A 26,121-nucleotide genomic window follows, 5' to 3' on the forward strand; every position below is an offset into this window, starting at 1 on the left:
ATGAGTGAACAAAGCCCGTTCATCGTATCGGCCGACTGGCTGGAGGAGCGGCTGCACCAACCCGGCCTCTCCATCGTCGACGGCTCGTGGTACCTGCCTGCCCAGGGCCGCGATGCGCGTGCCGAATACGAGGCCGGCCACATTCCGGGCGCGGTCTTCTTCGACCACGACGCGGTGGTGGACCCGGATTCTGATCTGCCGCACGCCATGCCCGACCCTTTGACCTTCGAGCGCTATGCAAGCTCGATGGGCATCTCCGAGGACGATACCATCGTCGTCTATGACGGTCCGGGCTTCTTCTCCGCCCCGCGCGCCTGGTGGCTTTTCCGGGTCATGGGGGCGGAGAAGGTCCATGTGCTCGACGGGGGCCTGGACGGCTGGCGCGCCGAGGGCCGCCCGCTAACCGACGAGCCGACGAAGATCGCACCAAGCGTCTTCAACCCGAACTTCGACGAGAGCAGGGTGGCCGGTCTGGAAGACATGCGAGGCTTCGTCCAGGAAGGCGGCATGCAGATCGCCGACGCGCGCTCGCCCGGCCGCTTCACGGGCGAAGAGCCGGAACCGCGCGAGGGCATGCGCTCCGGCCACATGCCGGGCGCGGTCAACGTGCCGGCCTCCGCGCTGTCGAAGGACGGGCATCTGCTGCCGCCCGAGGCCCTGCGCGAGCGGCTGGAGGCGGCGGGGCTGGACCTGACAAAGCCGGTCGTGACCTCGTGCGGCTCGGGGGTGACCGCGGCGGTGATAACGCTCGCTCTGGAGAGCCTCGGCCACAAGGACAACCGCCTTTATGACGGCTCGTGGAGCGAATGGGGCAGCCGCGACGACACGCCCGTCGCGACGGGAAAATCATGACCGGCGAGAAAAGCCAGGCGGCCGAAACCTTGTCGGCCACGGTGACCCGGCTCGAAATGACGCAGCCGCCTTCGGTCCATCCGCCGCCGCCGATGGGCGAGCCGCTGGCGGTGATGCGCTGCCGGTCCATGCCGCTGCATTATTATCGCTACCTCTACGACCGCGTCGGGCGGAAATGGCACTGGACCGCCGCCCTCCAGCTTTCGGACGCGGAACTGGAGGCGCGGCTGAAGGATGAAAAGACGGACATCCGGGTGCTGTATCTGGACGGCGCGCCGGCCGGCTATTTCGAAATCTGCCGTCCGGGGCCTCATGAGACCGTGCTGGTCCATTTCGGACTGATGGAGCACGCCATCGGCCGCGGGCTGGCACGCTGGTTCCTCGGCGAGGCGATCCGCGCCGGATGGGAAACCGGACCTTTGAAAATGTCCGTGGAGACATGCACCCTGGACCATCCCGCCGCGCTGGGCCTTTATCAGAAGATGGGCTTCGAGCCGGTGCGCCGCCGCCAAGACAGCGTCCGGAAGCTGTCGCCCGCCGCCAGGAAGGAGGCCCTTTACCGCTGACGGCGGGAACTGCGGCCATGGTAGAGAAGGCCAGCCGGCTTGGCCGCGGCGCCAGCACGCCGCCAGGCGCCGGCGCGGGGCCGTTCATCGTGGCTTCAGGTCCCATCCGCACAATGGCTCTCCCACGTGTTGATGTGTTGAATCACTTTCTCGATTTGGAGAGACAAGATGTTGAACAGACGCACTCTTCTGCTTTCGGCCGTGGCCGCCGCCATTTTCCCCGCGCATGCGCTTGCCCAGGCGGCGATGCCTTCCGGCCAACAGATCCAGCGCAGCCTGGAGGCCGCTCCGAGAATGCAGATCCAGCCTCGCAACCGCGTCACGGTCGAGCAGTTCAAGCGCCGGCCCGATCTGCGCCGCGCCGCGCCTTCCATCGACATCCAGGCGATCAACTTCGCCTTTGATTCGGCCGAGATACCGCCCTCCGAATACCGCAAGGTGGAGCAGATCGCCCGCGCCCTGCACGGCATCCTGCGGCGGCGCCCGGACACGCGCATATTGCTGGAAGGCCATACCGACGCCGTCGGCTCCTACGGCTATAATCAGCGGCTTTCCGAACGGCGCGCCCGCTCTTTGCGGAACGTCCTCGTGCGCCGCTTCGGCATTCCTGCCTATGCGCTGGAGACCGTGGGCTATGGCGAGGAATTTCTACTCGTTCCGACGCCCTACGAAGACTGGCGCAACAGGCGCGTGACGCTCCGCCGGATCGACGACTTCATCCGGTAAGACGGTTGCCGGGGCGGGAGCCAGCATAGCAACCGCCGCAGATGTCCCAGTTCCGGTCATTGTGGCGGTGCGTGTATTCCAGTTGTTTACCGTGTCGGACGAAACGCCACCCGCAAGGGTGGCTACAACCGCCGATAGGCGGTTTCAACTTGGGATTTTGTTGCGCAGTAGCATAACTTCCCGACCGTCAGGGCAGGTGGATCTCTTCTCCGGCGCTACGCAAGGGTTTTGCCGTGGCCTCTCGTTGAACGGTTTCACGTCCGGCAGGGCAGGGCGGGGAGGGGGTTGCGAAACCGGTCTCGGCGAGGGTCAACGCAGCACGATCAGGACAACGTCTCGAAACGGCGGTCGGCGAGACGTTCCGCTCCGCCGGCATTCCGGTTATTTCCGTTGTCCAGGCAGCCGATTCAGGCGTCGCCGCACGGCATCCCTTCGTCGTGCGCAACGCACCCTATCGATCCGTCTTCGGCCATAGAGCCCGTATCGAGTTCCTGCTGGTCCTGGGCGGCACGCGCTATCTGGTCGAGGCAAAGAACATGCGCGTTTCGGGGTCGATGGACGAGAAGCTGGCATTCGTTCTGCTCAATGCGCGACATAACCGGCCGGACCATGAGTTTGTGCTGGTGATGGACGGGAAGGGCTGGCGGCCCGAGGCGCGGCGCTGGATTGCCACGATGGCGCGCGACGAGGAAGGGTTTCACGTCGTCACCCCTACCGGCCTCAAGAGTTGGCTCTTGCTGAAACTCTGGCTCGACCGGGAACGGCAGGGCTCCATTCCGGCTTTGCCTGCCCATACGGCGCCGCGCTCCGACCGAATGCACGAATCGGGTGGATACGCCCCGCGTGGCGGGCGATCTTCTCCAGGTACCGCGAACTGGAGAACCAGAAATGGGCCTGATCAAATTTGTTGCCATGCCGACTGAGGAAGCACGCGCGTTTCGCAACGGTGCGCCGGACGCCTATGGCAATAGGCCGGAGACAAGGGTCTCGTCGGGCCCCGGCGTTCCATGCCGGCACTGCCTGCAAAACGTCGAGGCAGGCCGCAACTACCTCGTCCTGGCGTATCGGCCGTTTCCGACCTTGCAGCCTTATGCCGAGACCGGACCAGTATTCCTGTGCGCCGATGCGTGCGAGAGGGCGGAGGAGGGCGACGTCATGCCGATGCTGTTCCGCGCCGCGCCCGACTACATTCTGCGCGGCTACGGGCATGACGACCGCATCGTCTACGGCACCGGGGCCGTGACGCCGAAGAAGGACATCTGCACCTATGCGCACCAGCTTCTGCAGCGCGACGACATCGCCTATGTGCACATGCGGTCCTCGCGCAACAATTGCTATCAGGTGCGCATAGAGCGGGCGTGACCGTCCCGCGATTGCCGATGGCACGCTTGTTCCGCCGTTTCAGAACGGCTCGAAAAAAGGCCCGCCATAATGGCGGGCCCGAGGCGGGAGGTAAGTCGTGCCTAGGCGGCGACCGCCGCACGGGGCTCCGTCAGCTCGTAGCCCAGCGCTTCGGCGACCGCCGCATTGGTGATGCGCCCGCGATGGACATTGAGGCCGTTGCGCAGGTTCTGGTCGTCGGCAAGCGCCTTGATGCCCTTGTCGGCCAGTTGCAGCCCGTAGTGCAGCGTGGCGTTGTTGAGCGCATGGGCGGAGGTGACGGGCACCGCGCCCGGCATGTTCGCCACGCAGTAATGGATGATTCCGTCGACCTCGTAGGTCGGTTCGGAATGGGTGGTGGCATGCGAGGTCTCGAAGCAGCCGCCCTGGTCGATGGCCACGTCGACGAGCACCGCTCCCTTTTTCATGCCCGACAGCATTTCGCGGGTGACGAGCTTCGGCGCGGCAGCGCCGGGGATGAGAACCGCGCCGACCACGACATCGGCGGCGAAGCACTCTTCCTCGAGCGCTTCGACGGTGGAATAGCGGGTGTGGACCCGGCCGTTGAAGATGTCGTCGAGCTGGCGCAGCCGCGGGATCGAGCGGTCGAGGATCGTCACGTCCGCGCCGAGGCCGACGGCCATCTTGGCCGCGTTCAGCCCGACGACGCCGCCGCCGATGATCGCCACCTTGCCCGGCAGAACGCCCGGAACGCCGCCAAGCAGCAGACCGCGCCCGCCATTGGCCTTTTGCAGCGCCGTCGCGCCCGCCTGGATGGCCAGGCGTCCGGCCACTTCCGACATGGGGGCAAGCAGCGGCAGGCCGCCGCGCCCGTCGGTCACCGTCTCATAGGCGATGGCGGTGACGCCGGAATCGACCAGACCCTTGGTCTGGTCCGGATCAGGCGCCAGATGCAGATAGGTGTAGAGGATCTGGCCTTCGCGAAGCTGCACCCACTCGCCGGGCTGCGGCTCCTTGACCTTCACGATCATGTCCGACTTGGCGAACACGTCGGCGGCCGTCTTCGCGATGGTCGCGCCGGCAGAGCGGTAGGCGTTGTCGTCGGCACCGATGCCGGCGCCCGCGCCGGCTTCCACCAGCACCTCATGGCCATGCGCCACATATTCGCGCACGGAGCCGGGCGTCAGGCCAACGCGGTATTCGTGATTCTTGATTTCCTTGGGGCAGCCGACGCGCATTCCAGAACCTCCCGGGGATTTGCGGTGAACTTTCCCGATTCAACCACAAAACGTCCGGCACGTCCTTGCGAATAGGTTTGCCATCGCAGGGCCGGTTCGCTATTTCTTGCGCCCAAAGGCGGGAATGGAGAATATTTTGCGAACAGCCGCACTCGACAGGATTGATGTCGCCATTCTCGATGCGCTCCAGCAGGATGGACGGATCTCGAATGCGGCGCTGGCGGAGCGGGTCGGGCTGTCGCAATCGGCCTGCTCGCGCCGGCTCGACAATCTCGAAAAATCGGGCGTCATCAAGGGCTATCACGCCGAGCTTTCCAATGCGGCGCTGGGCCACCGCATGACGGCCATCGTGCACATATCGCTGACCGGGCAGTTCGAGAAGACGCTGAGCGAGTTCGAGGCGGCGGTGAAGCGCTGCCCGAACGTGCTTTCCTGCCACCTCATGTCCGGCGAATACGACTATATCCTGCGCATCGCCGCGCGCGACCTTGCCGACTATGAGCGGATCCACAAGGAATGGCTCACCGGCATGCCCCATGTCATCAAGATCAATTCGGCCTTTGCGCTGCGCGAGGTGATCGACCGCACGGCCACGGGGATACGGCCGGAGATGGCGTGAGATCGGCTCTGCGGCTGCGCTTCATCGCGTGCCCGTATGGCAAACCGAGGACGCAAGGGTGCGACGGTGGAGCGTTGCCGCAGGGGCGCCATGTCATCCGCGCGTCATGAGATTCTGCTGGAAGTCGCGGCCCGAAGGCGCGATCATCGCGTTTGTACGGGCAGACTTGCCGGCTGCGGCATCTGGCAGCCGGGTGGAAGCGCTGGCGCCCGCATGAGTGCGGAAAACAAGGAGATTGAGCGTCCTTTATGCGTCCATAGGGGCGCATGGCGCTCCAGGGAGACAGATCATGAGCAAGCTCGACAATACCATTTCACGCCGTTCCTTCCTTGCCGGCACAGCCGCCGCGGGCTCCCTTGTGATGCTGCACCCCTTCTCCGCGCGGGCGGCGGCCAACCAGGCGCATCTGCGCATCATGGAAACCACCGACCTGCACGTGCACGTCTTCCCCTACGACTACTACGGCGACAAGCCCAACGACACGATGGGGCTGGCGCGCACGGCCTCGATCATCGACGCGATCCGCGCCGAGGCGACCAATTCCATGCTGGTCGACAATGGCGATTTCCTGCAGGGCAACCCGATGGGCGACTACATCGCCTATGAGCGCGGCATGCGCGAAGGCGACGTCCACCCGATCATCAAGGCTATGAACACGCTCGGCTACGAGTGCTCGACCCTGGGCAATCACGAGTTCAACTACGGCCTGGATTTCATGTTCAAGGTGCTTTCGGGCGCCAACTTTCCTTTCGTGTGCGCCAATCTGACCCGGGGCGGGCTCGCCGCGAACGGGCGCGAGGACGATCTGTTCCTGAAGCCCTATGTGATCCTCGACAAGAAGGTGAAGGACGGCGCCGGCCAGGAGCACACCGTCAGGGTCGGTCTGATCGGCTTCGTGCCGCCGCAGATCATGAACTGGGACGCCAAGCACCTTGCCGGCAAGGCGATGACGCGCGACATCGTGCGCGCCGCCGAAGCCTGGGTGCCGCAGATGCGGGAGGAGGGCGCCGACATCGTGGTCGCCCTGTCGCATTCCGGCTTCGGCCCCCTGCAATATGAAGAGAACCTGGAAAACGCTTCCGCCCTTCTGGCGGGCATCGACGGCATCGACGCCATCGTGACCGGCCACAGCCACCTGGATTTCCCGGGGCCGAAATTCGAGGGCGTGGAAGGCGCCGACAACGCCAAGGGCCTGCTTAACGGCAAGCCCGCTGTCATGGGCGGCTTCTGGGGCTCGCATCTGGGCCTGATCGACCTGATGCTGGAGCGCGACGGCAATGCCTGGCGCGTGGCCGGCTCCACCAGTGAGGCGCGGCCGATCTTCGAGCGCGTCGAGCGCGAGACGAAGCCGCTCGTGGAAAGCAAGGCGGAGGTGGAGGAGGCCGCGCGCGAGGACCATGAGGCGACGCTGAAATATGTGCGGACCGCCGTCGGCAAGACATCCGCGCCGCTCCATTCCTATTTCGCGCTGGTTGCCGACGACCCGTCCGTGCAGATCGTCGCCCAGGCGCAGGTCTGGTACATCAAGGACATGCTGAAGGAGACGGCCTATAGCGACATACCCGTGCTCTCGGCGGCAGCTCCCTTCAAGGCGGGCGGACGTGGCGGCGCCGACTACTACACCGACGTGCCTGCCGGCGACGTTGCCATCAAGCACGTGGCCGACCTCTATCTTTATCCCAACACGGTCCAGGCCGTCCTGGTCACGGGCAGGAACGTGAAGGAATGGCTGGAAATGTCGGCGGGCATCTTCAATCAGGTCGAGCCGGGCAAGCCCGATCAGCCGCTGCTGAACGACGCCTTCCCCTCCTACAATTTCGACGTGATCGACGGCGTGACCTATGCGATCGACCTCAGCCAGCCGCCGAAATACGATCCGAAGGGCGAACTGATCAATCCCGGAGCCAACCGCATCGTCGACCTCAAATTCAACGGCGAGCCGATCGACGCGGAACAGAAGTTCATCGTCGCGACAAACAATTACCGCGCGGGCGGCGGCGGCAACTTCCCCGAGATCGGCCCCGACAAGCTGATCTTCGAAGCGCCCGACACCAATCGCGACGTGATCGTCCGCTACATCGTCGAGCAGGGCACCATCAATCCTTCGGCCGACGCCAATTGGGGCTTCAAGCCGCTCGACGGAGCCTCGGTTCTGTTCGAGACAGGGCCGAAGGGGGCCGAATTCGCCGGGGAAGTGAAGGGCGTCGACATCGCGCCCGCCGGCGACGGCGAGAACGGCTTCGCGCTCTACCGGATCACGCTTTAGAGCGCCGCGCTTGCGAATGGATGCTGCACAAAGCTCTAAGCATCGTGCTTTCCGAAAATCGATTCCGGTTTTCGGGCCGATACTGTAGAGCCAGCCTGAAACGGTGCCGGGGGCCGACGTGAACGGGTCCCCGGCGCTTGACACTCTGCGCCGTCATTCGGCTCCTGCAGCGGATCGAAACGGGAGCGTGCAATGATTCGCCATATCGTGTTCTTCAGCGCAACCAAGCCCGAGGATGTGGGGCGCATCGCCGAGGCCCTGTCGATGCTGGGGGACATACCGCACAGCGAGTTCTTCGAGATCGGCCTCAACCGCAAGGTCGACCAGCTCGGCGGCGAGGTGGACGTAGTCGTCTATGGCGAATTCCGCGACGAGGAAGCCCTTGCCGCCTACAAGGCGCATCCGATCTATGCCGAATGCATATCGCTGGTGCGGCCGCTGCGCGAAATGCGCATCGCCGCCGACTTCGTGTCGAAGAAGGCGTGAGATCGGCGGCAGCCCCCGTCAGTCGTCGTTCGAGGCGTTGAGCTCTTCAGGACGTTTTCCTTCTTCCGCGTGCAGTTCGTGGGGAAGGTAGCCGAGCGACTCCGCCCACTCCCGGAAGGCCAGGCGCAGCGCCTCGGGGCGCGACATCCTGCCTCCGCTGCGGTCGATGAACATATCGAGGGCGCGCAGCAGGTCGGGCTGAAGCCGCACCAGCACGGGCGTGCCCTTGCCGGTGGCCCTCGGCCCTCGTTTTCGATGTGGGTGTTCTTTATCGATATCCATTGAACCATGATATCATGGGCGCCGGCCGTCTGAACACCCGCCCGTGCGACAAGGCCGCCGGTGGGCAACAGGCCTGCGGCAACAGCGAGCCTGCCTCCGGTGAGCGGGCTGCTCGACGATCGTGAGCGAGCGGCCCGCAAGGGTGCGAACAAGGGCGGGGTAAAGAGGCCGGCGTCTCCACCCGGAGACATTGCCTGAGCTGCCGGCCCCTGCGGTTGCCCTTGACGGTCCGCCGCACTGCAGTGGTGATGGATTCGGCCGCCGAGCCCAACTCACATTATGCAACAGCGTGTCACGATCCGGCCGCCGAAGGGGGCGGAGTGGCGGCCTGCTGCGGGCCAGCCAGCGCCCCTGCGCAGCGACCCTGCGGCGACAGCGGGAACGCCCTGCCTTCAAGGCGGGTTTCTCGATGGAGATCGATTCTCTAGGAAAGAAATGGCTCCCCGGGCCGGATTCGAACCAGCGACCAACCGGTTAACAGCCGGTTGCTCTACCACTGAGCTACCGGGGAATGCCTGTGCTCACGTAAGTGAGCGTGCCTATAGCAAAGAGAAATCGCCTTTGCAAAGCGCCATTCGCTTTTTTTGACAGCAATCGAGGACGCGGGCTCGCAATCACCACTTTCTGTCCTCATATGCAGCGCCGTCGGCGATGTTCAAGCGCTGGCGGGCGAGTGAGGACGGGAATGGACGAAACGACGCAGCAAAGCGGGAAGACTGGCGGTGGCGCGGCGAAGGCCGGCGGGGAACGCCCCTATGTTTCCATCGCCGGAAGGAAGCTGCCGATCCCCCGGTCGCGGGCGGCAAGGCTTGCCAGCGGCGTCGCCCTGACCGTTCTCGGCGTGTTCGGCTTCCTGCCGGTCCTGGGGTTCTGGATGGTGCCGTTCGGCCTGCTCATCCTGTCTTACGATCTGCCGGCCATCCGCCGCATGCGGCGCAAGCTGGAACTGTGGTGGATGCGCCGCCGGCAAAGGAAGACCTGAGAAGGCGCGAGGCGCGGGGTCAGGAGGCCCGGCGGCCGGTTCCGCAATGGGCGGAGGAAAACATTTTCAACCGCGCTTACCCGCTTGACGCACCATTGGTCCCAACCTATTGAAACGCGTCGGTGCCCTCGGCATCATGGCCTCGTGGCGGAGTGGTTACGCAGAGGACTGCAAATCCTTGCACCCCGGTTCGATTCCGGGCGAGGCCTCCATCCTCCCTAATGGGAGTGACTAAGCGTTTGAATTGACTTGTTTATTCTCAGGGTGTGGCACAGGGGGACTGCCATCCCCTTTTGGGTGTGGCAGTTCTATTCCCTTTATGAGCCTCTCAGCGATCTCTGTAAGCACCTCGAGTCCTCAGCTATTGATCGCGAGGTTAAGCGCTAGAATCACCACGCGGCAGTTGTCTTTTGTGTAGCCGAGCGAGCTGTCGATCCGGTCAATGCTTGGTCGGAATGGCGATCTGCCATACTCTGGGTCGCTAAGCCGCGCCGAAGAGACCGCCGAGGGCGGCAAAGTCATTCATATCACGCGCTCGGTCAGCCCGGAAAAGCGTTCACAGGAGCTGCCCCTTGACTGTCATCTGCTCCGACTCTGATGGCACGGGAGGCGCGGTCACCAAGGTCAGCATGTCTTCCGGCAACGGCCGTTGCAGTGCAAAAACTGGAATCGGAATGCTCTCCTATCCAGACCACTTGCACTGGCATAACACTTGAGAACCGCTGTCTGGACTTTTTACGGATTTTCTCCATACGCCCTTAAGGCTTGGCGCTCAGATTGTTGGGTGATTTCAATCGCTGAGGTGAGCCAAAATGCTTAGCAGCGCCCGTACCCACACCGAAAAGTTGGCCGAAACAACGCCGGTTCCAAGGCGCCCTTGGCGTTCCTTTTTGGGGATGACTGTACTCATAGCCACTTTGGGATTTGGCTCTGGGTATGTCCACGCTTGGGTCTGCCTCTAAGGTTCATTGAACTGGACTGCGGAAGTTCTCCGAAGGACATTGCTTACTTTATGCCGCGCCGCAGGTTCTCCATGAACTGCGGGTCAACCTTGATGCCGACACGCTTGCCGCCGCACTTCGTGCACCTTAGCTTCGGCTCGAGAGCATCAGCCCCATAGCCATGACAAGGGCCGAGCTTCCAGGCAAGCTCCATCAGATCCAGCTTGCTCGAATGTTGACACTTCGGATCGAAGCAGTGCGCCGTCAGCGAGTGGTTAAGCTCGATGAGCTTCCCGATGGTATCCACGCGAAACGATCTGGCCATCTACTTCCTGCCTACCCCGGCGCGCACATAGCCCCAGCTGACCGACGCCTCCAGCGCCTGCACGCGGCTTTCCAGATAGTCGTTGGCGCCCAGCAGCGCCTTGACCGCCTCGCGCGCTGTGCAATAAACCGTGCCACATCGGGCGCCCGCGAAGCCAGTTTCCTCTCTTTATCGATAAGTGCGGCAAAGAGCGGTTGCTTGTGGTGTTGAGAGGCCGTCACACCAGCACATGCTGAACGACCCGGAAGCTACGCTCTTGCGCTGAGCGTGATCATGCCGATGGCGACAACCGCCAACACGATGCCAGCGGACTGGATTGGCGACAAGCGTTCGCCGAAGACCACAAGAGCGATGATGTTGACTGCAACCAGTTGGACCACGGCCGAGAGGCTCAGCGCGACTCCCATTCCGACTTCTCGAATGAGCCGAAGCATGATCAGGTTGCCGAGCGTGTAGAGGGCTAGGGTAAGCCCAAGCCACAGCCAGCTGTTCTGTGACAGTGCCCAGGCCTTCGCGGAACTGGCGGCAGCCAGAAAGGCCACAGTGGAGGCGCCAACGAGCGCGAGGTTGGCGGGGTTCATACGGCGACATCCTAATCTGACGCTTCACTGGAACTTCAGGTCCAGTCGTTGCCGGTTTCGATTTCATAGATCAACTGCGGCGAAGGGTCGAGTTCATTGTTCATGTGTTCCTCCCCCAAAATGAATGGTGCCTTGTTCGACTGCGACTATACTTATTCGGCATCCCCTCAGAACCCCGAAGGGTATGGGAAGATAATCCAGCAGTAGGGCCGCCGCTTTGTAGTGCCTCAAGGTGTGGCAGTGGACGGGCTAAGTGCCTGATTGACGGTCAGAGAATTATTTGCCACACCACCACGCAACGGCTTGATCCGGAATGCATAGAGCCTTCCGGGCGAGGCCTCCAATTTTCCGGGGCGCATCCGGCGGCTCGCTTCTCCGACGAGCCGATGCGCCGGGACCAGAGACAGCGCGCCGGGCGCGCAACAGACGGGAACGAGGGTGATGACCGCCGATTTCTCCGAGCAGCGCGACAAGATGGTCGAAGGCCAGTTGCGCACGCAAGATGTCACGCATGTTCCCCTGCTGGAGGCGATGCGGGAGATTCCCCGGGAAGCCTTCGTTCCAGGCCGCCGCAAGAGCCTTGCCTATATCGACGAGGACCTCGAGATCCTGCCCGCCGTTCAGGGCGCGCCGCCGCGCTTCCTCATGGAGCCCGCTCCGTTTGCCAAGCTGGTGCAGCTTGCCGGCGTCAAGTCCTCCGACCTGGTGCTCGACGTGGGCTGTGCCACCGGCTATTCCTCGGCCGTGCTTTCCAAGGTGGCGAGTTTCGTCGTGGCGCTGGAATGCGATCCCCAACTGGCTGAGACGGCCAGCGCCACGCTGGCCGATCTCGATTGCGTCAACGTGACGGTGGTGACCGGACCGCTCGAGAAGGGCTATCCCGACGAGGCGCCCTACGACCTCATCTTCATCGGCGGCGCGGTCGATTTCGTTCCCGACGAGCTGATTTCCCAATTGGGCGAAGGCGGAAGGCTGGTTGCCGTTGTCGGACACGGCAACGCGGCGCGGGCCGAACTGTTCGTGAAGGAGGACGGCGTCGTCTCCTCGCGCCGCGCTTTCAACACCGCCGTTCGGCCGCTGCCTGGATTTTCGCGCGAGCCGGGTTTTGTTTTTTGAGGTTGATGCTGTTGCCTACAGGCAACGGTTTTAGTCGTGACTATGTTGTAACGTTGCCGCAGACTCAGAGAGTGCGTGGCTGTTTTTGGGGTAAGCGTCGCTTCTGAGTCGTGCGAATGCGGCCCTGTGGCCGTCGATTTTGGAAATGCCGGGGCATGAAATGCGCCCGCACAGAGCTTGCGAGGTCGAACGTGTCAGTCATGCGAAGCCGTTTTCTGGCTGCCCTGACAGTTTCAGCGGCAATTATCTGCCCCATCGAGGCGCATGCGGAGACCATATTCGGGGCGCTGGCCAAAGCCTACAACAACAATTCCTCACTGAATTCGGAGCGTGCGGGGGTTCGTGTCACCGATGAGGGGGTCGCGATCGCCAAGTCGGGCATGCGCCCGCGCATCAACGGCTCGGCCTCGGCCACGCTGGCCAGCCGCGGTGGCGTCGAACAGCGCACTGGCGAACTGGGAATTTCCCTGCAGCAGCCCATATTCGACGGGTTTCAGACCCGTAACAACGTGCAGGCGGCCGAATCGGGCGTGCGCGCCGCCTTTTCCGCACTGCAGAACGAGGAAGTGAACACGCTGCTCAACGCGGCGAGCGCCTATGTCGACGTCATACGCGACCGGCAGATCGCCGCTCTGCGCGCCCAGAACCTCGATTTTCTCGAAGAGCAGGTGCGTTCGGCGCGCTCGCGCCTCGAAGTGGGCGAGGGAACCCGCACCGACCTTGCCCAGGCTCAGGCCAGCCGGCAGGCGGCGCTGGCGCAGCTCAGCCAGGCGAGGGCCAACGCCGCCGCCAGCGCCGCGCTCTACCAGCAGATCGTCGGCAGCGCGCCGGGCGATCTGAAAATGCCGGAGCCGCTGACCAAGCTTATGCCGTCCAGCCTGGACAGCGCGGTGGCCATCGCCCTGTCGGAGCACCCCGCCATCGCCGCGCGCCTGCACGCCGTCGACCAGACATCCTTTCAGGTGAAATCGGCCGAAGGCGCCTTGCTGCCTCAACTGAATGCGCAGGCCGGCATTTCGACCGGCTATACGGACTCCAACCCCGGTCTTGCCAATGACGGGACGAACAATGCGGCCTCGATAGGGCTCAACCTGACCGTTCCCATCTACCAGGGCGGTGCCAGTTCGGCGCGTGTGCGACAGGCCAAGGAGCAGCTGGGGCAGTCCCGCATCCTCGTCGACGTGACGCGCGATCAGGTGCGCGAGGCGGTGACGCGGGCCTGGACCGGCTATCAGGCGGCGCGCGAAAGCGTTGTTGCGAACCGTGAATTGGTGAGCGCGGCGCGCCTGGCCCTTGACGGGGTCATCGAGGAACGGGCCGTCGGCCAGCGCACCACCCTCGACGTGCTCAACGCGCAGGCGGACGTCATCAATGCGAGGATCGACCTGGTGACCGCCGAGCGCGCCGTGGTGGCGGCCAGCTATGGCATCGTCGCGGCGCTGGGGCGCCTCACCGCGCCAAGACTGGGGCTCCAGGTGACGGTCTACCAGCCGGAAGAGCACTACAACGCCGTCAAGGACAAGTGGTACGGGCTGCGCACGCCGGACGGCCGCTAGAGTCACAGGACACGCAATTCCAGGAAAAGTGGAAGCCGGTTTTCCGTCTGGAGTTGCGTCGGAACGAATAACTGGATCAGCTCGGCGTTTCTTGAAATGGTGAACCGATCCGGCCAGCCTCGTCTCCTTTCTGCGCCGATCTCCTGCACCCATGTGAAGGACCGGCTTTTCCACAATATATGGTGGAGGCGCTTGGCGTCCGCGCGCAATCTTGTGTGCAAGCCGATCAATCCCGTGGCGGGGGATTCTCACGCGGCGACACCTCCGGTAGGCTATTGGTGATTCGGGGTGCGGGTCGCCGGCAGGGCCGGCCGCAGGGTACTCGCATGTGAGACAAATGGCGGCGGAAACGGACATGGCACAAGCAAACAGCGCACAGCGTGAACCCTCGATGGAGGAGATCCTCGCATCGATCCGGCGCATCATCGAAGACAGCGAAACCGGCCAGAAGGCAGGCTCGGCCGCCGCACCGGCCGATGCGGCCGGTTCGCCCGCCGTGGATGTGGAGGCCTTCCGCGCCGAACTCAGGCCCGTGCCGGATGCCGTTTCACCCGATGACGGCGAGCCGGAGGCGAATGTGCGGCAGGAGACCGAGCGGGCCCCCTTCAGATGGCCCCACAATGACGGTGCCGACCTCGGCCGCGCGGCAGCGGAAGAACCCGAAGAAGCGGATCGGCGGAAGCCCGAGAGCGGGGGCCTGCAGAGTGTCTTGAAGCTGACGAACGCACCCGGCGCGAGCTCTGCGACGGAGAAGGAGCGCGTCGAGCCGGCCGCCGCCGAGGCGCGGCAGGCGCCGCGTCCGGCCGAGGTCGGGACGTCCGGCCATGACGACAACGCCCCCGCGCGCCCGGCGATGGTGTCGGCCGACACCGGCCGCAAAGTTGCCGCCGCCTTCGGCGAACTCAACGAGGTCTTCGAGGCGAAGCGGGCAAAGGGGCTGGATCAGGTTGCCGAGGAAATGCTGCGGCCGATGCTTCAGGAATGGCTGGACAACAATCTGCCGACGCTCGTGGAACGCCTTGTCCGCGAGGAAATCGAGCGGGTGGCGCGCGGCGGCTGAAGGCAAATCCCCATGAAGCCTGCCATCGGCCGCTAACCCACGGCCGAGGCTCCCACGGCTCTTGACGCTGCGCCGGGCGTTTGCGGAATTCGTTTTCGAGTTCCGGCGCCCCGCCATAGTTGACTCGCCCGAACCCTTCCGCTTTACACCGGCTTTCATTTCCCACTGCCAGGCGGATGTCCCATGCTCGATAAGAACTACGACGCGGCAAGCGTTGAGCCCAAGATCGCCGAACGCTGGGAGCGGGAAGGGACATTCCGCGCCGGCGCGGGCGCAGAACCGGGCGCCGAGACCTTCACCATCGTCATCCCCCCGCCCAATGTGACCGGCTCCCTGCACATGGGCCATGCGCTCAACAACACGCTGCAGGACATCATGGTCCGCTTCGAGCGCATGCGCGGCAAGGACGTGCTGTGGCAGCCGGGCATGGACCACGCCGGCATCGCCACGCAGATGGTGGTCGAGCGCCAGCTGATGGAGCGCCAGCAGCATCGCCGCGACATGGGCCGCGAGAAATTCGTCGATAAGGTCTGGGAGTGGAAGGAAGAATCGGGCGGCGCGATCATCAACCAGCTGAAGCGGCTGGGCGCCTCCTGCGACTGGTCGCGCGAGCGCTTCACCATGGACGAGGGGCTGTCCAGGGCCGTCATCGAAGTATTCGTGTCGCTCTATGAGCAGGGCCTGATCTACAAGGACAAGCGGCTGGTCAATTGGGACCCCAAGCTTTTGACCGCGATCTCCGATCTGGAGGTCGAGCAGATCGAGGTGAACGGCAATCTCTGGCATTTCCGCTATCCGCTGGAGCCCGGCGTCAGCTACGAGCATCCCTACAGGCTGGATGGCGAAGGCAACCGCGTCGACTGGCGCCCCTCCGACGGCGAGCCCGACGGATACGAGAACCGCGACTATCTGGTCGTTGCCACCACGCGGCCGGAGACGATGCTGGGCGATACGGGCGTTGCGGTCCATCCCGACGATCCGCGCTACAAGAGCCTCGTCGGCAGGCATGTGATGCTGCCGCTGGTCGGTCGGCGCATTCCGATCATCGCCGACGAATATCCCGATCCCGAGGCCGGCACCGGCGCGGTGAAGATGACCCCCGCCCACGACTTCAACGATTTCGAGGTCGGCAAGCGGCACGGCCTGCCCCAGATCAATGTGATGACGGTGGAAGGCGCCATCACGCTGAAGGACAATGAGGATTTCCTGGAAGGCCTAGAGCGGGATGCCCGGCTCACCGCCACCATCGCGCAGCTCGACGGTCTGGACCGCTTCGAGGCGCGCAAGGCGCTCGTCGCCATGATGGAAGATGCGGGGCTTCTGGAGAAGGTCGAGCCGCATCGCCACACCATCCCCCATGGCGACCGTGGCGGCGTGCCGATCGAGCCCTTCCTCACCGACCAGTGGTATGTCGACGCCAAGACGCTGGCAAAGCCCGCCATCGCCTCCGTGCGCGAGGGGCGCACGAAATTCGTGCCGAAGAACTGGGAAAAGACCTATTTCGAGTGGATGGAGAACATCCAGCCCTGGTGCATCTCCCGCCAGCTCTGGTGGGGGCATCAGATCCCCGCGTGGTACGGGCCGGACGGCCACGTCTTCGTCGCCCGCACCGAGAAGGAAGCGCTGGACGACGCGGTCGAATATTATCTGGCGCTCGAGGGGCCGTGGAAATCCTGGGTGGAAGACCAGCTCGAAAATTACGAGCCCGGCAAGATCCTCACGCGCGACGAGGATGTTCTCGACACCTGGTTCTCCTCCGCGCTCTGGCCGTTTTCCACGCTGGGCTGGCCGGACAAGACCACCGAGCTCGACCGCTATTACCCGACGTCGGTGCTCGTCACCGGCTTCGACATCATCTTCTTCTGGGTCGCCCGGATGATGATGATGGGCCTGCACTTCATGGAGGAGGAGCCCTTCCACACCGTCTATGTGCACGCGCTGGTGCGCGACAAGAACGGCGCCAAGATGTCGAAGTCCAAGGGCAATGTCATCGACCCGCTGGAACTGATCGACGAATACGGTGCCGACGCGCTGCGCTTTACCCTGGCGATCATGGCCGCGCAGGGGCGCGACGTGAAGCTCGATCCCTCGCGCGTGGCCGGCTATCGCAATTTCGGCACCAAGCTTTGGAACGCGACCCGCTTTGCCGAGATGAACGGCGTGAAGCGCGATCCCGATTTCCGGCCTGAAGACGCGCGGCTCGCCATCAACCGCTGGATATTGACCGAGCTGACGCGCACGGCCGAGGCCATCACCGCCGGCATCACGTCGTACAGGTTCAACGAGGCGGCGGGCGCGGCCTATCGCTTCGTGTGGAGCCAGTTCTGCGATTGGTATCTGGAGCTCTTGAAGCCGGTCTTCGCCGGCGACGACGAGGACGCCGGGGCGGAGGCCCGCGCCTGCGCGGCCTATGTGCTGGACGAGATCTACAAGCTGCTGCACCCGATGATGCCCTATATGACCGAGGAGCTGTGGGCGCATATGGGCGGCGAGGCCGGACGCGACGGAATGCTGGCATTGACGCGCTGGCCCTCGCCGGATTTCGAGGATGCGGAGGCGGCCGCCGACATCAACTGGCTCATCGACCTGGTCAGCGGCATTCGCTCCGTGCGCGCCGAGGTGAACGTGCCCGCCGCCGCCATGGCGCCGCTGGTGGCCGTCGGCGCCGACGAGACGACCCGCGCGCGCATTGCGCGGCATGATCCGGCCATCCGCCGTCTGGCGCGCGTGGAGGAGCTGGGCTTTGCCGCCGACGCGCCCAAGGGCAGCGCGCAATTCGTGCTGGGCGAGGCGACCTTCTGCCTGCCGCTGGGCGATCTCATCGATATCGGCGCCGAGACCCTCCGCCTGGAAAAGGAGCTCGGCAAGATCGATGCGGAGATTTCGCGCCTGGACAAGAAATTGTCGAACGAGAAGTTCGTCGCCAACGCGCCGGAAGACATCGTCCTTGCCGAGCGCGAAAAGCGCGCCGAGTTTGCCGAGGCGAGGGCAAAGATGCAGGCGGCGCTCGACCGGGTGAGGGAAGCCGGCTAGCGGCCATTGATTCGCGGGGCCGGCGCGGAATGAGGATCTTGCAGCCCGTCGGCGCCGGCCCTTCCCCCGCCATTCAAGGGTCAGAAGCAGCTTTCCTGCTCCCTGTCACATTTCCGCAACAGTTGCCGTAAAGCGGTGGGAATGCGGCGGGAAAGCGGCCGAAACGCCTCAAATCCGGCCTGTTCCATGCTGCGCCTTCGCATGCCGGCGTTGAACCTCGCTCAATTTCAGGGGTTTACGTTAAGGTAAGAAAACGCGCCGCCGCCCGGCCGGGCGGCATTGCGATTGCGCGATGCGAAACGCTTGCTATCCTTCCGTAGCGAAATCGGAGTCCAGGGAGGTTCTCGCATGCGTTTTAGTGGTTTTGGGGTTTCGGCACTGGGGCTGGCGCTTTTGGCCGGCAGTGCACATGCGGGCGGCTTTTCGCGCGGAACGGCCGACACGGATATTCTTTACGAGGAAGGGAATTTCAACCTGCGGGCGGGGGCTACGGTCGTAACGCCGTCACAGAAGTTCTCGCGCAACCCCGGCGGAACGACCAGCGGCGGCGTGGTCGGCACCGACTATCTGGATACCTACGTCATCCCGACAGCCGCCGTGAAGTTCAAGGTCACCGACAACCTGTCCTGCGCCGGTACGTTCACGACGCCTTACGGCGCCAATTCGAGCCATCCTTCGCCGTACGGTCCGAGCGGCAAGCTTTCGGAGGAGTTCACGGTCTCGGAGTTCGGCGGCACCTGTGCGGTTTTCTTCGACATGGGGCGCGGGCGCCTTTCGGTACTGGGCGGCGCGTTTGTCGAAAAGTTCGACTACGAGCTTTCTGCACTGCCGACGCTTCCCTCGCCTCCGGCGCCATTTCCGGGACCGGCACCTTTGGGCATTGAACTCGGCAGCAACGCCTATGGGTGGCGCGCCGGGCTCGGCTACGAAATCCCCGAGATCGCGCTCCGCGCCCAACTGATGTACCGGTCGGGGACCTCCCATGACGCGACGGGAAGCGCCACGCTCTATGGCATGCCGCTCGGGACGGCGACGGGCTCCGGCGAACTGCCCCAGAGCGTCGAGTTCAAGTTGCAGACGGGCGTCGCGCCTGGTTGGCTAGCCTTTGGATCCGTGAAGTGGACGGACTGGTCGGTGAACGAACGTCTGGTTGTCTCCGCCGGGCCGATAACGAGCGCCAACCTCTACCACTGGAAGGACGGCTGGACCGTCACCGGCGGCGTCGGCCATGCGTTCAACGAGCGCGTTTCCGGCCTGGTCAGCCTGCAATGGGACCAGGGCGTGTCCAACGGCTACGATTTCCGCAGCGACAAGTGGATGTTGGCCACAGGCGTCAGCCTCAAGGACGACCTGGGCGGGGAATTGCGGCTCGGCGGAGCCCTGGTCTACCTCACCTCGGATGAAATCACCGGCGCCGGCGCACCGGATTTCGGCGCTGCCGTCGACTCCGGCTGGGCCGGCATTCTGTCGGCCAACTACAAAGTTAGATGGTGATACCGCGGCAGATCATCTGATCTGTTATTTGACAGGCCCGGCTTCCATGCCGGGCCTTTTTTATGCCGATTGCGGCCGAAAGCTGTGCGTATCCCTGCCGAAGGCGCAACAATGCTGCGCAAGCACTTGAAACGGCGGCAAAACTGCCTCAGATAGTATGCGTCACCCAGCCCGGGCCCCTCTGGCAGGCAAGGCGTTGCCTGTGATGTCGGACTGAACGACAACGCGCTGACGCGGCGCATTGAATGCAAACGCTTCATGACATTGCACGATTGGCTGTGGCCCGGCTTCCTGGCGTTTGTCGCCATCATCCTGTTCGTCGATCTTTTCGTTCTCCATCGACGCGACCACGTCATCACCACGCGCGAGGCGTGCCGGACGGTCGGCGCCTATGTCTCGCTGGCGATGCTGTTTGCCGTCGGCGTCTTCTATTTCGCGGGCGCGGACAGGGGAGCCGAATTCCTCACGGGCTACCTGATCGAACAGGCGCTTTCGCTCGACAATATTTTCGTCATCGCCCTCATCTTCGCCTATTTCAAGGTGCCGGCGGAGGCCCAGTACCGGGTGCTGTTCTACGGCATCGTGGGCGCCATCGTGATGCGCCTTTCGCTCATCGTGCCGGGCGTGAAACTGGTCGAGCAGTTCCACGTGATCGCCATGGCGCTGGGCGCGCTGCTGATCTTCTCAGGCTTCAAGATGATGTTCGCCGGAGACGCCATGGTCGATCCCGGCGACAGCCGCGTCGTCAAGCTGTTGATGCGCACCGGCCGGGTGACGTCGGAATATGAAGGCGCGCGGTTCCTGACGCGCCGCAACGGCATCCTCTTCATGACGCCGCTCTTCGTCGTCCTGGTGACGGTCGAGATCACCGATCTGATCTTCGCGATCGATTCCATCCCCGCCGTCCTGGCGGTATCCAACGACGCCTTCATCGTCTTTTCCTCCAATGTCTTCGCCATTCTGGGCCTGCGCGCGCTGTTCTTCGTCCTGTCGGGCATGATGCGCACCTTCCGCTATCTCCAGACGGGGCTGTCGCTGGTGCTGATCTTCATCGGGTTCAAGATGCTGTTCGGCCAGTATATCCACATCCCCTCGGTGATCGCGCTGGCGGTGACGGCGCTCATCATCGGCGCTTCGGTCTTGGCCTCCATGCTGCACAACAGACGGGACGCCTCCGAAGCCAAGCGGTAGGCCGCTCCGTCCGCAATTGCGTAAAACCGCTAGAGCGCCGTGCGTCTCTCAAGACGAACAAAGGACGCTCTAGACCATTGAATCTACGCATCGTGCGTCCCGAAAATCGATTTCCGGTTTTCGGGCCGATGCTGTAGCCGGATCGGTTCGGCGTTCCGTGAAACGGTGAACCGATCCACGCCGCAGCGCCTCTGCCATGTTCCCTCATCTTCCCCTTGGAAGGGGAGGAGATTCGTCCTCCGGGCACCGCACCCTTGCCGGCCGCGCGCGAGGATGGCTGTCTGTGGCTGATTCGCAACACTTTAATAAGATGCATTGCGCTATGAAGGCGTGGGGGCAATACGCCAATTTCCCGCCATAAAACAGGCGCACCGAGTTAGCTTCTCGGACGCGCCGCACCGGATACCGCGTGTCAAAGAGAGAAGCCGCAAGAAGCGGCAAAGGTGATCATGGACGCTCGATCGATTTCGAAAGCAAATCTTCCCAGCCGCCACGTGACGGTGGGGCCGGCGCGCGCGCCGCACCGCTCCTATCTTTACGCCATGGGTCTGTCGCCGGAGGAAATCGCCCAGCCGCTCGTCGGCGTCGCGACCTGCTGGAACGAGGCCGCACCCTGCAATATCTCGCTGATGCGCCAGGCGCAGGTGGTCAAGAAGGGCGTGGCCTCGGCCCACGGCACGCCGCGCGAATTCACCACCATCACCGTCACCGACGGCATTGCCATGGGCCACCAGGGCATGAAGGCCTCGCTGGTGTCGCGCGACGTCATCGCCGATTCGGTCGAGCTGACCATGCGCGGCCATTGCTACGATGCGATCGTCGGCCTGGCCGGCTGCGACAAGTCGCTGCCCGGCATGATGATGGCGATGGTCCGCCTCAACGTGCCCGCCGTCTTCATCTATGGCGGCTCCATCCTGCCCGGCGCCTATCGCGGCCGCCAGATCACCGTTCAGGACGTGTTCGAGGCGGTGGGCCAGCATTCCGTCGGCTCCATCTCCGATGAGGATCTGATGGAGATCGAGCAGGCTGCCTGCCCGTCCGCCGGTTCCTGCGGCGCGCAGTTCACGGCCAACACGATGGCGACCGTCGCCGAGGCCATCGGCCTGGCGCTGCCTTATTCCTGCGGCGCGCCGGCGCCCTACGAGATGCGCGACCGCTTCAACTACGCCTCCGGCGAAAAGGTGATGGAGTTGATCGCCAAGCAGATCCGCCCGCGCGACATCGTCACGCTGAAGTCCTTGGAGAATGCGGCTGCCGTGGTCGCCGCCTCGGGCGGCTCGACCAACGCGGCCTTGCACCTGCCCGCCATCGCCCACGAGGCGGGTATCGAGTTCGATCTGTTCGACGTGGCGGAGATATTCAAGAAGACGCCCTATATCGCCGACCTCAAGCCGGGCGGCAAATATGTCGCCAAGGACATGTTCGAGGCCGGCGGCATTCCGCTGCTGATGAAAACGCTGCTGGACCACGGCTTCCTGCACGGCGATTGCATGACGGTTACCGGCCGCACCCTGGCGGAGAACATGGAGCGTGTTCCGTGGAACGACCAGCAGGACGTGGTGCGTCCCGCCAATAACCCGATCACCAGAACCGGCGGCGTGGTCGGCCTGCGCGGCAATCTCGCGCCCGACGGCGCCATCGTGAAGGTGGCGGGCATGAAGCATCTCAGCTTCTCCGGTCCGGCGCGCTGTTTCGATTCGGAGGAAGAGTGCTTCGCCGCCGTGAACGAGCGCAACTACAAGGAAGGCGAGGTTCTCGTCATCCGCTATGAGGGCCCCAAGGGCGGACCCGGCATGCGCGAAATGCTGGCCACCACGGCCGCCCTCTACGGCCAGGGCATGGGCGACCGGGTCGCGCTTATCACCGATGGGCGCTTTTCCGGCGCCACCCGCGGCTTCTGCATCGGCCATGTCGGCCCGGAGGCTGCCGTCGGCGGCCCGATCGGCCTTCTGAAGGATGGCGACGTCATCACCATCGACGCGGTGGAAGGGACCATCGACGTGGCCCTCAGCGACGAGGAGCTTGCCGAGCGCCTCAAGAACTGGGTGCCCCGCACGACGGATTACCAGTCGGGCGCGATCTGGAAATATGCACAGACGGTGGGACCGGCCGTGAACGGCGCCGTAACCCATCCGGGAGCCGGGAAAGAAACGCACTGCTATGCGGACATCTAGGTCCATAACGGTCCGGCTCGCCGCCGGCCTCATGCTTCTCGTCGGGAGCTTCGGTTCAGCCGAAGCGCTCGATCAGGACATGGTCGTCAAGAAGCCCGAGACCAACAGCCCATGGGCGATGTTCCGTTTCGGCTTCTCGGCCTATAAGCGCGGGCAGAAGCAGGAAGCCGTCGAGGCCTACCGCTATGCCGCCGAAAAAGGGCAGGTGGGCGCGCGCTGGAAACTTGCCCGCATGTATGCCGAAGGCGACGGCGTTCCGCGCAACGACTACGAGGCGTTCAAGTTCTTCTCTGCCGTGGTCCAGCAGGAGGTGCGGCCCGGCAGCAGCGACGAGGCCTATGTCTCCGATGCTCTGCTGGCGCTCGGCAACTACCTGCGCACCGGCATACCGGGCTCGCCGGTAGAGGCAAATCCGGCCGCGGCCCATGACTATTTCCTGCGCGCGGCCGCCACCTACCGCAATGCCGACGCCCAGTACGAGCTGGGCCGGATGTTCCTCAGCGGGGAGGGCGGCACGAGAAACGTCCAGCAGGCGGGCCGCTGGCTGCAGCTCGCCGCCGAAAAGGAGCATGCCGCCGCGCAGGCGACGCTGGGAAACCTGCTGTTCCAGAGCGGCAAGGTCGTGCGCGGGCTGGCCCTGATGACGGCGGCGCTGGAACGCGCCAAGCCGTCGGATGTCGGGTGGATACGCGCCATGCACGAGGAGGCGTTCGCGCTGGCGGGCGAGTCCGATCGCCGCACGGCCATCGCCCTGGCCGAAGGCTACCTGGTCGACGGACTCAAATAACGCTCTCGAATGATTGCCATGGCGGCGGGCGCTTTCAGCGCGCCGCCAGCACCGGCGGGTCGCTGTCCTGCATCGAGATCGCGCTGCAATCGCGGCCGAGCATCTTCCAGGAGCTGTTGTTCAGGACCTTCTCGCAGCGCGCGAGCCGCGGGCCGTCCGGCATCTTGAGGCAGGCCTGCTCGCCCTCGACATAGCGGGCGCCGTTCGCCACGCATCGGCAGTCCGCTGTCGCCGGCTGCGCCAGGATCAGGCTGGTCAGGACCATCCACGCCAAATGTCTCATAGCGGGGCATCTTACCGCATCGGCCCGGAATCCGGTAATGGATTTCCAAAAGCGTTCGGCGTGGCACCCGTTGGCTCTTCCTTCACGCCGCCTTGAGCGAAAGCTCCGCGATCACCGGCACGTGGTCGGAGGGCTTTTCCCAGGCTCGCGTATGCTTGGCGATGCTGACCGCCGACAGTCGGTCGGCAGCTTCGGGCGACAGCATCAGATGATCGATGCGGATGCCGTTGTTCTTCTGCCAGGCGCCGGCCTGGTAGTCCCAGAAGGTGTATGTGCCGCTCTCCTGCGTCGTGGCGCGCAGCGCATCGGTGAAGCCGAGATGCGAGAACCTGCGGAAGGCGGCGCGGGTCTCCGGCCGGAACAGTGCGTCGCCCAGCCATGCCTCCGGGTTCTTGGCGTCCGCCGGCTCGGGAATGACGTTGTAATCCCCGGCCAGCACCAGCGGCTCTTCCAGATCCAGCCTGCCGTGCGCCCATTGCTCCAGCCGCTGCATCCAGGTGAGCTTATAGGAAAACTTCTCCGTTTCCACCGGATTGCCGTTGGGCAGGTAGAGGGAAACCACGCGCAGCACGCCCTTGTCGGTCGAGAAGACCCCCTCCATGAAACGCGCCTGCGCATCGTCCCCATCGCCCGGCAGACCGCGATTGACCTCGTCGAAGCGCAGCTTCGACAGGATCGCGACGCCGTTGAATCCCTTCTGGCCGTGCGTCTCGACATGGTAGCCGAGGGCTTCGATGGGACCACGCGGGAAAAGGTCGTCGACCGACTTGATCTCCTGCAGGCAGACAATGTCCGGCTGCTCCTCCTCCAGCCAGTGGAGCAGGTTCTCGATGCGCGCCTTGACGCCGTTGATGTTCCAGGTGGCGATTTTCATCGGCGTGTATTTCCCAGTAGCGGCATGTGTTGCGATTCCCCCCAATGTGCCCTTGGCGTGCGTCGCAGTCCACCGCTCAGTCGCGGTATCTGCGCCAAATGCTGACATCGTGCCGGCCGCTGCCTGGCCGGCGGGAAAGGACCTACTGTTCGGCGCATCCCTGCCGGTCCGGACTGGGATGATTGGCCGCTACAGCCAAAGCGGGAAGATCAGGCTTTCCGCGTGTCCGGCAGCTTGAACGGGACGCCCGAGAGCAGAGCGCCCACATAGCGCCGCTTCTGATAGTTCCCGTTGAGCGAAACGCGTCGGAAGGCGGTGGGATCCTGGGCGCTTTCGGAGCGCAACACGCCCGGCAGATTGGTCACGGCGACCTTGAAGCCGGCCTGACGGGCGGCCTGGATCTCCCTGGGGCCGACGGCGGAGGCATAGCCATAGGGATAGGCGAAGGTCTCCGGGCGATAGCCGGCATAGCGCTCCACCGTATCGAGCGACCCCTCAATTTCGTGCTTCAGCCGGTCCGCATCCACGCGCCGCAGGTTCACATGGGTTAGCGAATGCCCGCCAAACCGGCAAAGCGCGTCCTCCGCGAGCTGGGCGATGTCGTGGACAGGCAGGATAAGCTGGTCGGTCAGCGCCAGCGGGTCGATTCCCACACTGCGCGCAAGGCGGTCGATTGCATCGACCGCCTCGTCCTCGGGTGTCAATGTAAGGTAATCCATGAACCTGTCGTAGACAAAGGTCTTTCGGATTTCAGAGCCAAGGGGGAGATGCTTCTCGCCGCTGCCGAAATCGAAGACGATTTCGCAATTGCACGCCAGGATCGCTTCCAGCGTCTCCCACCAGATCGAACGCGTCCGCTCCACGAAACCGGAGGTCAGGAAAATGGTGTAGGGCACGCCGTACTTGCGGAAAACGGGGGTCGCGAACTGGGCATTGTCGCGGTAGCCGTCATCCAGCGTGAAGCAGAAATAGGTGCGTTTGTCGCGCGGATCGGCGAGGCGCTCGGGCAGGTCTTGCAGCGGCAGCGGCATCATGTCCCGCTCCAGACAAGCCTGGATCGCCTCTTCCAGAAAGCTCGGCGTGATCGAAAGCAGCGCGTTCGCATAGGTGCGTGTCGAAGTCGCCGGGCGCACGTGATGCAGCGTGAAGATGATCCCGCGTCCCGCGGCCGCGCGCCACAGGTGTCCGGCCCGCGTGAGCGAGATGCCCTCCAGCCCCGTGCGTATGAGCGCATGCCGCACGAAGCGCCTGACGGTCGTCCCTGTTATCATCGCCCGCGTGGAGCCACCCGTTGATCTTCCTCGGATCCTTAATGGACAGCGGTTTACACGGCGTCAACAAACACGCG

General features: G+C 64.1%; 23 protein-coding genes, 2 tRNA genes and 1 pseudogene. 18 read left to right on the plus strand and 8 right to left on the minus strand.

Translation table 11 applies throughout. From position 1 onward, the window contains the following. From sseA to NTH_RS18815, 5 genes and pseudogenes are all read left to right on the plus strand, one after another. Entirely contained in the window at window positions 1-852 is an 852-nt protein-coding gene (sseA, locus tag NTH_RS18795; protein ID WP_338531459.1) for a 3-mercaptopyruvate sulfurtransferase, read from the plus strand. Next, window positions 849-1,418, plus strand: coding sequence for a GNAT family N-acetyltransferase (locus tag NTH_RS18800; RefSeq protein ID WP_338531460.1), 570 nt, complete (start codon window positions 849-851; stop codon window positions 1,416-1,418). The genes sseA and NTH_RS18800 overlap by 4 nt, the downstream gene beginning before the upstream one ends. 168 nt (window positions 1,419-1,586) lie before the next feature. Then, on the plus strand, window positions 1,587-2,144 hold the full coding sequence (locus tag NTH_RS18805; protein WP_338531461.1) for an OmpA family protein: 558 nt from the start codon (window positions 1,587-1,589) through the stop codon (window positions 2,142-2,144). 326 nt (window positions 2,145-2,470) lie between these two features. Next, a pseudogene (locus tag NTH_RS18810) lies at window positions 2,471-3,067 on the plus strand (PD-(D/E)XK nuclease superfamily protein); the annotation flags it as partial. Then, the gene (locus NTH_RS18815) at window positions 3,033-3,506 is read left to right on the plus strand and encodes a DUF1203 domain-containing protein (RefSeq protein WP_338531462.1); all 474 of its coding nucleotides are present in this window, start codon (window positions 3,033-3,035) and stop codon (window positions 3,504-3,506) included. The pseudogene NTH_RS18810 and the gene NTH_RS18815, both read left to right, overlap by 35 nt. 101 nt (window positions 3,507-3,607) lie before the next feature. Here the strand turns inward: NTH_RS18815 and ald are convergent, their stop codons facing one another. Then, a complete protein-coding gene (gene ald / locus NTH_RS18820; protein ID WP_338531463.1) occupies window positions 3,608-4,723 on the minus strand; it encodes an alanine dehydrogenase in 1,116 nt (371 codons plus the stop codon). 136 nt (window positions 4,724-4,859) lie between these two features. On the opposite strand from ald, the gene NTH_RS18825 reads away from it, so the two are divergent. From NTH_RS18825 to NTH_RS18835, 3 genes are all read left to right on the plus strand, one after another. Next, window positions 4,860-5,342 (plus strand): Lrp/AsnC family transcriptional regulator, encoded by a 483-nt coding sequence (locus NTH_RS18825; RefSeq protein WP_338531464.1) that lies wholly within the window; start codon window positions 4,860-4,862, stop codon window positions 5,340-5,342. Between the two features lie 289 nt (window positions 5,343-5,631). Beyond that, on the plus strand, window positions 5,632-7,608 hold the full coding sequence (locus NTH_RS18830; RefSeq protein ID WP_338531465.1) for a bifunctional 2',3'-cyclic-nucleotide 2'-phosphodiesterase/3'-nucleotidase: 1,977 nt from the start codon (window positions 5,632-5,634) through the stop codon (window positions 7,606-7,608). 192 nt (window positions 7,609-7,800) lie between these two features. Further along, window positions 7,801-8,094 (plus strand): Dabb family protein, encoded by a 294-nt coding sequence (locus NTH_RS18835; RefSeq protein WP_338531466.1) that lies wholly within the window; start codon window positions 7,801-7,803, stop codon window positions 8,092-8,094. 18 nt (window positions 8,095-8,112) lie between these two features. On the opposite strand, the gene NTH_RS18840 is transcribed toward NTH_RS18835, so the two are convergent. Then, window positions 8,113-8,376, minus strand: a complete 264-nt coding sequence (locus tag NTH_RS18840) for a hypothetical protein (RefSeq protein WP_338531467.1) — start codon at window positions 8,374-8,376, stop codon at window positions 8,113-8,115. A gap of 436 nt (window positions 8,377-8,812) precedes the next feature. Next, window positions 8,813-8,887: transfer RNA gene (locus NTH_RS18845), tRNA-Asn, on the minus strand. 174 nt (window positions 8,888-9,061) lie between these two features. Here NTH_RS18845 and NTH_RS18850 point away from each other — a divergent pair. Together NTH_RS18850 and NTH_RS18855 are read left to right on the plus strand one after the other, a co-directional pair. Then, window positions 9,062-9,358 (plus strand): hypothetical protein, encoded by a 297-nt coding sequence (locus NTH_RS18850; RefSeq protein WP_338531468.1) that lies wholly within the window; start codon window positions 9,062-9,064, stop codon window positions 9,356-9,358. Window positions 9,359-9,496: 138 nt separating this feature from the next. Next, window positions 9,497-9,570, plus strand: a tRNA-Cys gene (locus tag NTH_RS18855). Window positions 9,571-10,363: 793 nt separating this feature from the next. Here NTH_RS18855 and NTH_RS18860 read toward each other — a convergent pair. Both NTH_RS18860 and NTH_RS18865 read right to left on the minus strand, forming a co-directional pair. Further along, window positions 10,364-10,624, minus strand: coding sequence for a hypothetical protein (locus NTH_RS18860; RefSeq protein WP_338531469.1), 261 nt, complete (start codon window positions 10,622-10,624; stop codon window positions 10,364-10,366). A 248-nt stretch (window positions 10,625-10,872) separates the two neighbouring features. Further along, window positions 10,873-11,205, minus strand: coding sequence for a hypothetical protein (locus tag NTH_RS18865; protein WP_338531470.1), 333 nt, complete (start codon window positions 11,203-11,205; stop codon window positions 10,873-10,875). A 441-nt stretch (window positions 11,206-11,646) separates the two neighbouring features. Here NTH_RS18865 and NTH_RS18870 point away from each other — a divergent pair, with 441 nt between their 5' ends. From NTH_RS18870 to NTH_RS18905, 8 genes are all read left to right on the plus strand, one after another. After that, window positions 11,647-12,321, plus strand: coding sequence for a protein-L-isoaspartate O-methyltransferase family protein (locus NTH_RS18870; protein WP_338531471.1), 675 nt, complete (start codon window positions 11,647-11,649; stop codon window positions 12,319-12,321). Window positions 12,322-12,521: 200 nt separating this feature from the next. Next, on the plus strand, window positions 12,522-13,877 hold the full coding sequence (locus tag NTH_RS18875; RefSeq protein ID WP_338531472.1) for a TolC family outer membrane protein: 1,356 nt from the start codon (window positions 12,522-12,524) through the stop codon (window positions 13,875-13,877). 355 nt (window positions 13,878-14,232) lie between these two features. Continuing rightward, window positions 14,233-14,937, plus strand: coding sequence for a PopZ family protein (locus NTH_RS18880; RefSeq protein ID WP_338531473.1), 705 nt, complete (start codon window positions 14,233-14,235; stop codon window positions 14,935-14,937). A 183-nt stretch (window positions 14,938-15,120) separates the two neighbouring features. Further along, window positions 15,121-17,970, plus strand: coding sequence for a valine--tRNA ligase (locus NTH_RS18885; RefSeq protein WP_338531474.1), 2,850 nt, complete (start codon window positions 15,121-15,123; stop codon window positions 17,968-17,970). A 348-nt stretch (window positions 17,971-18,318) separates the two neighbouring features. Continuing rightward, a complete protein-coding gene (locus NTH_RS18890; RefSeq protein WP_338531475.1) occupies window positions 18,319-19,464 on the plus strand; it encodes an OmpP1/FadL family transporter in 1,146 nt (381 codons plus the stop codon). 258 nt (window positions 19,465-19,722) lie between these two features. Next, window positions 19,723-20,655, plus strand: a complete 933-nt coding sequence (locus NTH_RS18895; RefSeq protein ID WP_338531476.1) for a TerC family protein — start codon at window positions 19,723-19,725, stop codon at window positions 20,653-20,655. A gap of 449 nt (window positions 20,656-21,104) precedes the next feature. Next, on the plus strand, window positions 21,105-22,829 hold the full coding sequence (ilvD, locus tag NTH_RS18900; RefSeq protein ID WP_338531477.1) for a dihydroxy-acid dehydratase: 1,725 nt from the start codon (window positions 21,105-21,107) through the stop codon (window positions 22,827-22,829). Further along, window positions 22,816-23,616: a tetratricopeptide repeat protein gene (locus tag NTH_RS18905; protein ID WP_422392415.1), complete on the plus strand. Its 801-nt coding sequence runs from the start codon at window positions 22,816-22,818 to the stop codon at window positions 23,614-23,616. The genes ilvD and NTH_RS18905 overlap by 14 nt, the downstream gene beginning before the upstream one ends. Before the next feature lie 34 nt (window positions 23,617-23,650). Here NTH_RS18905 and NTH_RS18910 read toward each other — a convergent pair whose 3' ends face one another. The 3 genes from NTH_RS18910 to NTH_RS18920 form a co-directional block, all read right to left on the minus strand. Further along, window positions 23,651-23,881: a hypothetical protein gene (locus NTH_RS18910; protein ID WP_338531478.1), complete on the minus strand. Its 231-nt coding sequence runs from the start codon at window positions 23,879-23,881 to the stop codon at window positions 23,651-23,653. Between the two features lie 100 nt (window positions 23,882-23,981). Continuing rightward, window positions 23,982-24,773, minus strand: coding sequence for an exodeoxyribonuclease III (gene xth / locus NTH_RS18915; RefSeq protein WP_338531479.1), 792 nt, complete (start codon window positions 24,771-24,773; stop codon window positions 23,982-23,984). A 209-nt stretch (window positions 24,774-24,982) separates the two neighbouring features. Then, window positions 24,983-26,044, minus strand: a complete 1,062-nt coding sequence (locus tag NTH_RS18920; protein WP_338531480.1) for a polysaccharide deacetylase family protein — start codon at window positions 26,042-26,044, stop codon at window positions 24,983-24,985. Window positions 26,045-26,121: the final 77 nt, after the last annotated feature.

The organism is Nitratireductor thuwali, assembly GCF_036621415.1.
GTDB classification, from domain to species: domain Bacteria; phylum Pseudomonadota; class Alphaproteobacteria; order Rhizobiales; family Rhizobiaceae; genus Chelativorans; species Chelativorans thuwali.

What these genes read in the sequence shown, in the direction of transcription:
- NTH_RS18850 (WP_338531468.1), top strand. Translation starts at nt 9,062, where the DNA reads ATGGACGAAACGACGCAGCAAAGCGGGAAGACTGGCGGTGGCGCGGCG.
- NTH_RS18890 (WP_338531475.1), top strand. Translation starts at nt 18,319, where the DNA reads ATGCGTTTTAGTGGTTTTGGGGTTTCGGCACTGGGGCTGGCGCTTTTG.
- NTH_RS18885 (WP_338531474.1), top strand. Translation starts at nt 15,121, where the DNA reads ATGCTCGATAAGAACTACGACGCGGCAAGCGTTGAGCCCAAGATCGCC.
- NTH_RS18910 (WP_338531478.1), bottom strand. Translation starts at nt 23,881, where the DNA reads ATGGTCCTGACCAGCCTGATCCTGGCGCAGCCGGCGACAGCGGACTGC.
- NTH_RS18815 (WP_338531462.1), top strand. Translation starts at nt 3,033, where the DNA reads ATGGGCCTGATCAAATTTGTTGCCATGCCGACTGAGGAAGCACGCGCG.
- NTH_RS18895 (WP_338531476.1), top strand. Translation starts at nt 19,723, where the DNA reads ATGACATTGCACGATTGGCTGTGGCCCGGCTTCCTGGCGTTTGTCGCC.
- NTH_RS18805 (WP_338531461.1), top strand. Translation starts at nt 1,587, where the DNA reads ATGTTGAACAGACGCACTCTTCTGCTTTCGGCCGTGGCCGCCGCCATT.
- NTH_RS18905 (WP_422392415.1), top strand. Translation starts at nt 22,816, where the DNA reads ATGCGGACATCTAGGTCCATAACGGTCCGGCTCGCCGCCGGCCTCATG.
- NTH_RS18830 (WP_338531465.1), top strand. Translation starts at nt 5,632, where the DNA reads ATGAGCAAGCTCGACAATACCATTTCACGCCGTTCCTTCCTTGCCGGC.
- NTH_RS18870 (WP_338531471.1), top strand. Translation starts at nt 11,647, where the DNA reads ATGACCGCCGATTTCTCCGAGCAGCGCGACAAGATGGTCGAAGGCCAG.
- xth (WP_338531479.1), bottom strand. Translation starts at nt 24,773, where the DNA reads ATGAAAATCGCCACCTGGAACATCAACGGCGTCAAGGCGCGCATCGAG.
- NTH_RS18800 (WP_338531460.1), top strand. Translation starts at nt 849, where the DNA reads ATGACCGGCGAGAAAAGCCAGGCGGCCGAAACCTTGTCGGCCACGGTG.
- ald (WP_338531463.1), bottom strand. Translation starts at nt 4,723, where the DNA reads ATGCGCGTCGGCTGCCCCAAGGAAATCAAGAATCACGAATACCGCGTT.
- ilvD (WP_338531477.1), top strand. Translation starts at nt 21,105, where the DNA reads ATGGACGCTCGATCGATTTCGAAAGCAAATCTTCCCAGCCGCCACGTG.
- NTH_RS18880 (WP_338531473.1), top strand. Translation starts at nt 14,233, where the DNA reads ATGGCACAAGCAAACAGCGCACAGCGTGAACCCTCGATGGAGGAGATC.
- NTH_RS18835 (WP_338531466.1), top strand. Translation starts at nt 7,801, where the DNA reads ATGATTCGCCATATCGTGTTCTTCAGCGCAACCAAGCCCGAGGATGTG.
- sseA (WP_338531459.1), top strand. Translation starts at nt 1, where the DNA reads ATGAGTGAACAAAGCCCGTTCATCGTATCGGCCGACTGGCTGGAGGAG.
- NTH_RS18865 (WP_338531470.1), bottom strand. Translation starts at nt 11,205, where the DNA reads ATGAACCCCGCCAACCTCGCGCTCGTTGGCGCCTCCACTGTGGCCTTT.
- NTH_RS18875 (WP_338531472.1), top strand. Translation starts at nt 12,522, where the DNA reads ATGCGAAGCCGTTTTCTGGCTGCCCTGACAGTTTCAGCGGCAATTATC.
- NTH_RS18920 (WP_338531480.1), bottom strand. Translation starts at nt 26,044, where the DNA reads ATGATAACAGGGACGACCGTCAGGCGCTTCGTGCGGCATGCGCTCATA.
- NTH_RS18840 (WP_338531467.1), bottom strand. Translation starts at nt 8,376, where the DNA reads ATGGATATCGATAAAGAACACCCACATCGAAAACGAGGGCCGAGGGCC.
- NTH_RS18860 (WP_338531469.1), bottom strand. Translation starts at nt 10,624, where the DNA reads ATGGCCAGATCGTTTCGCGTGGATACCATCGGGAAGCTCATCGAGCTT.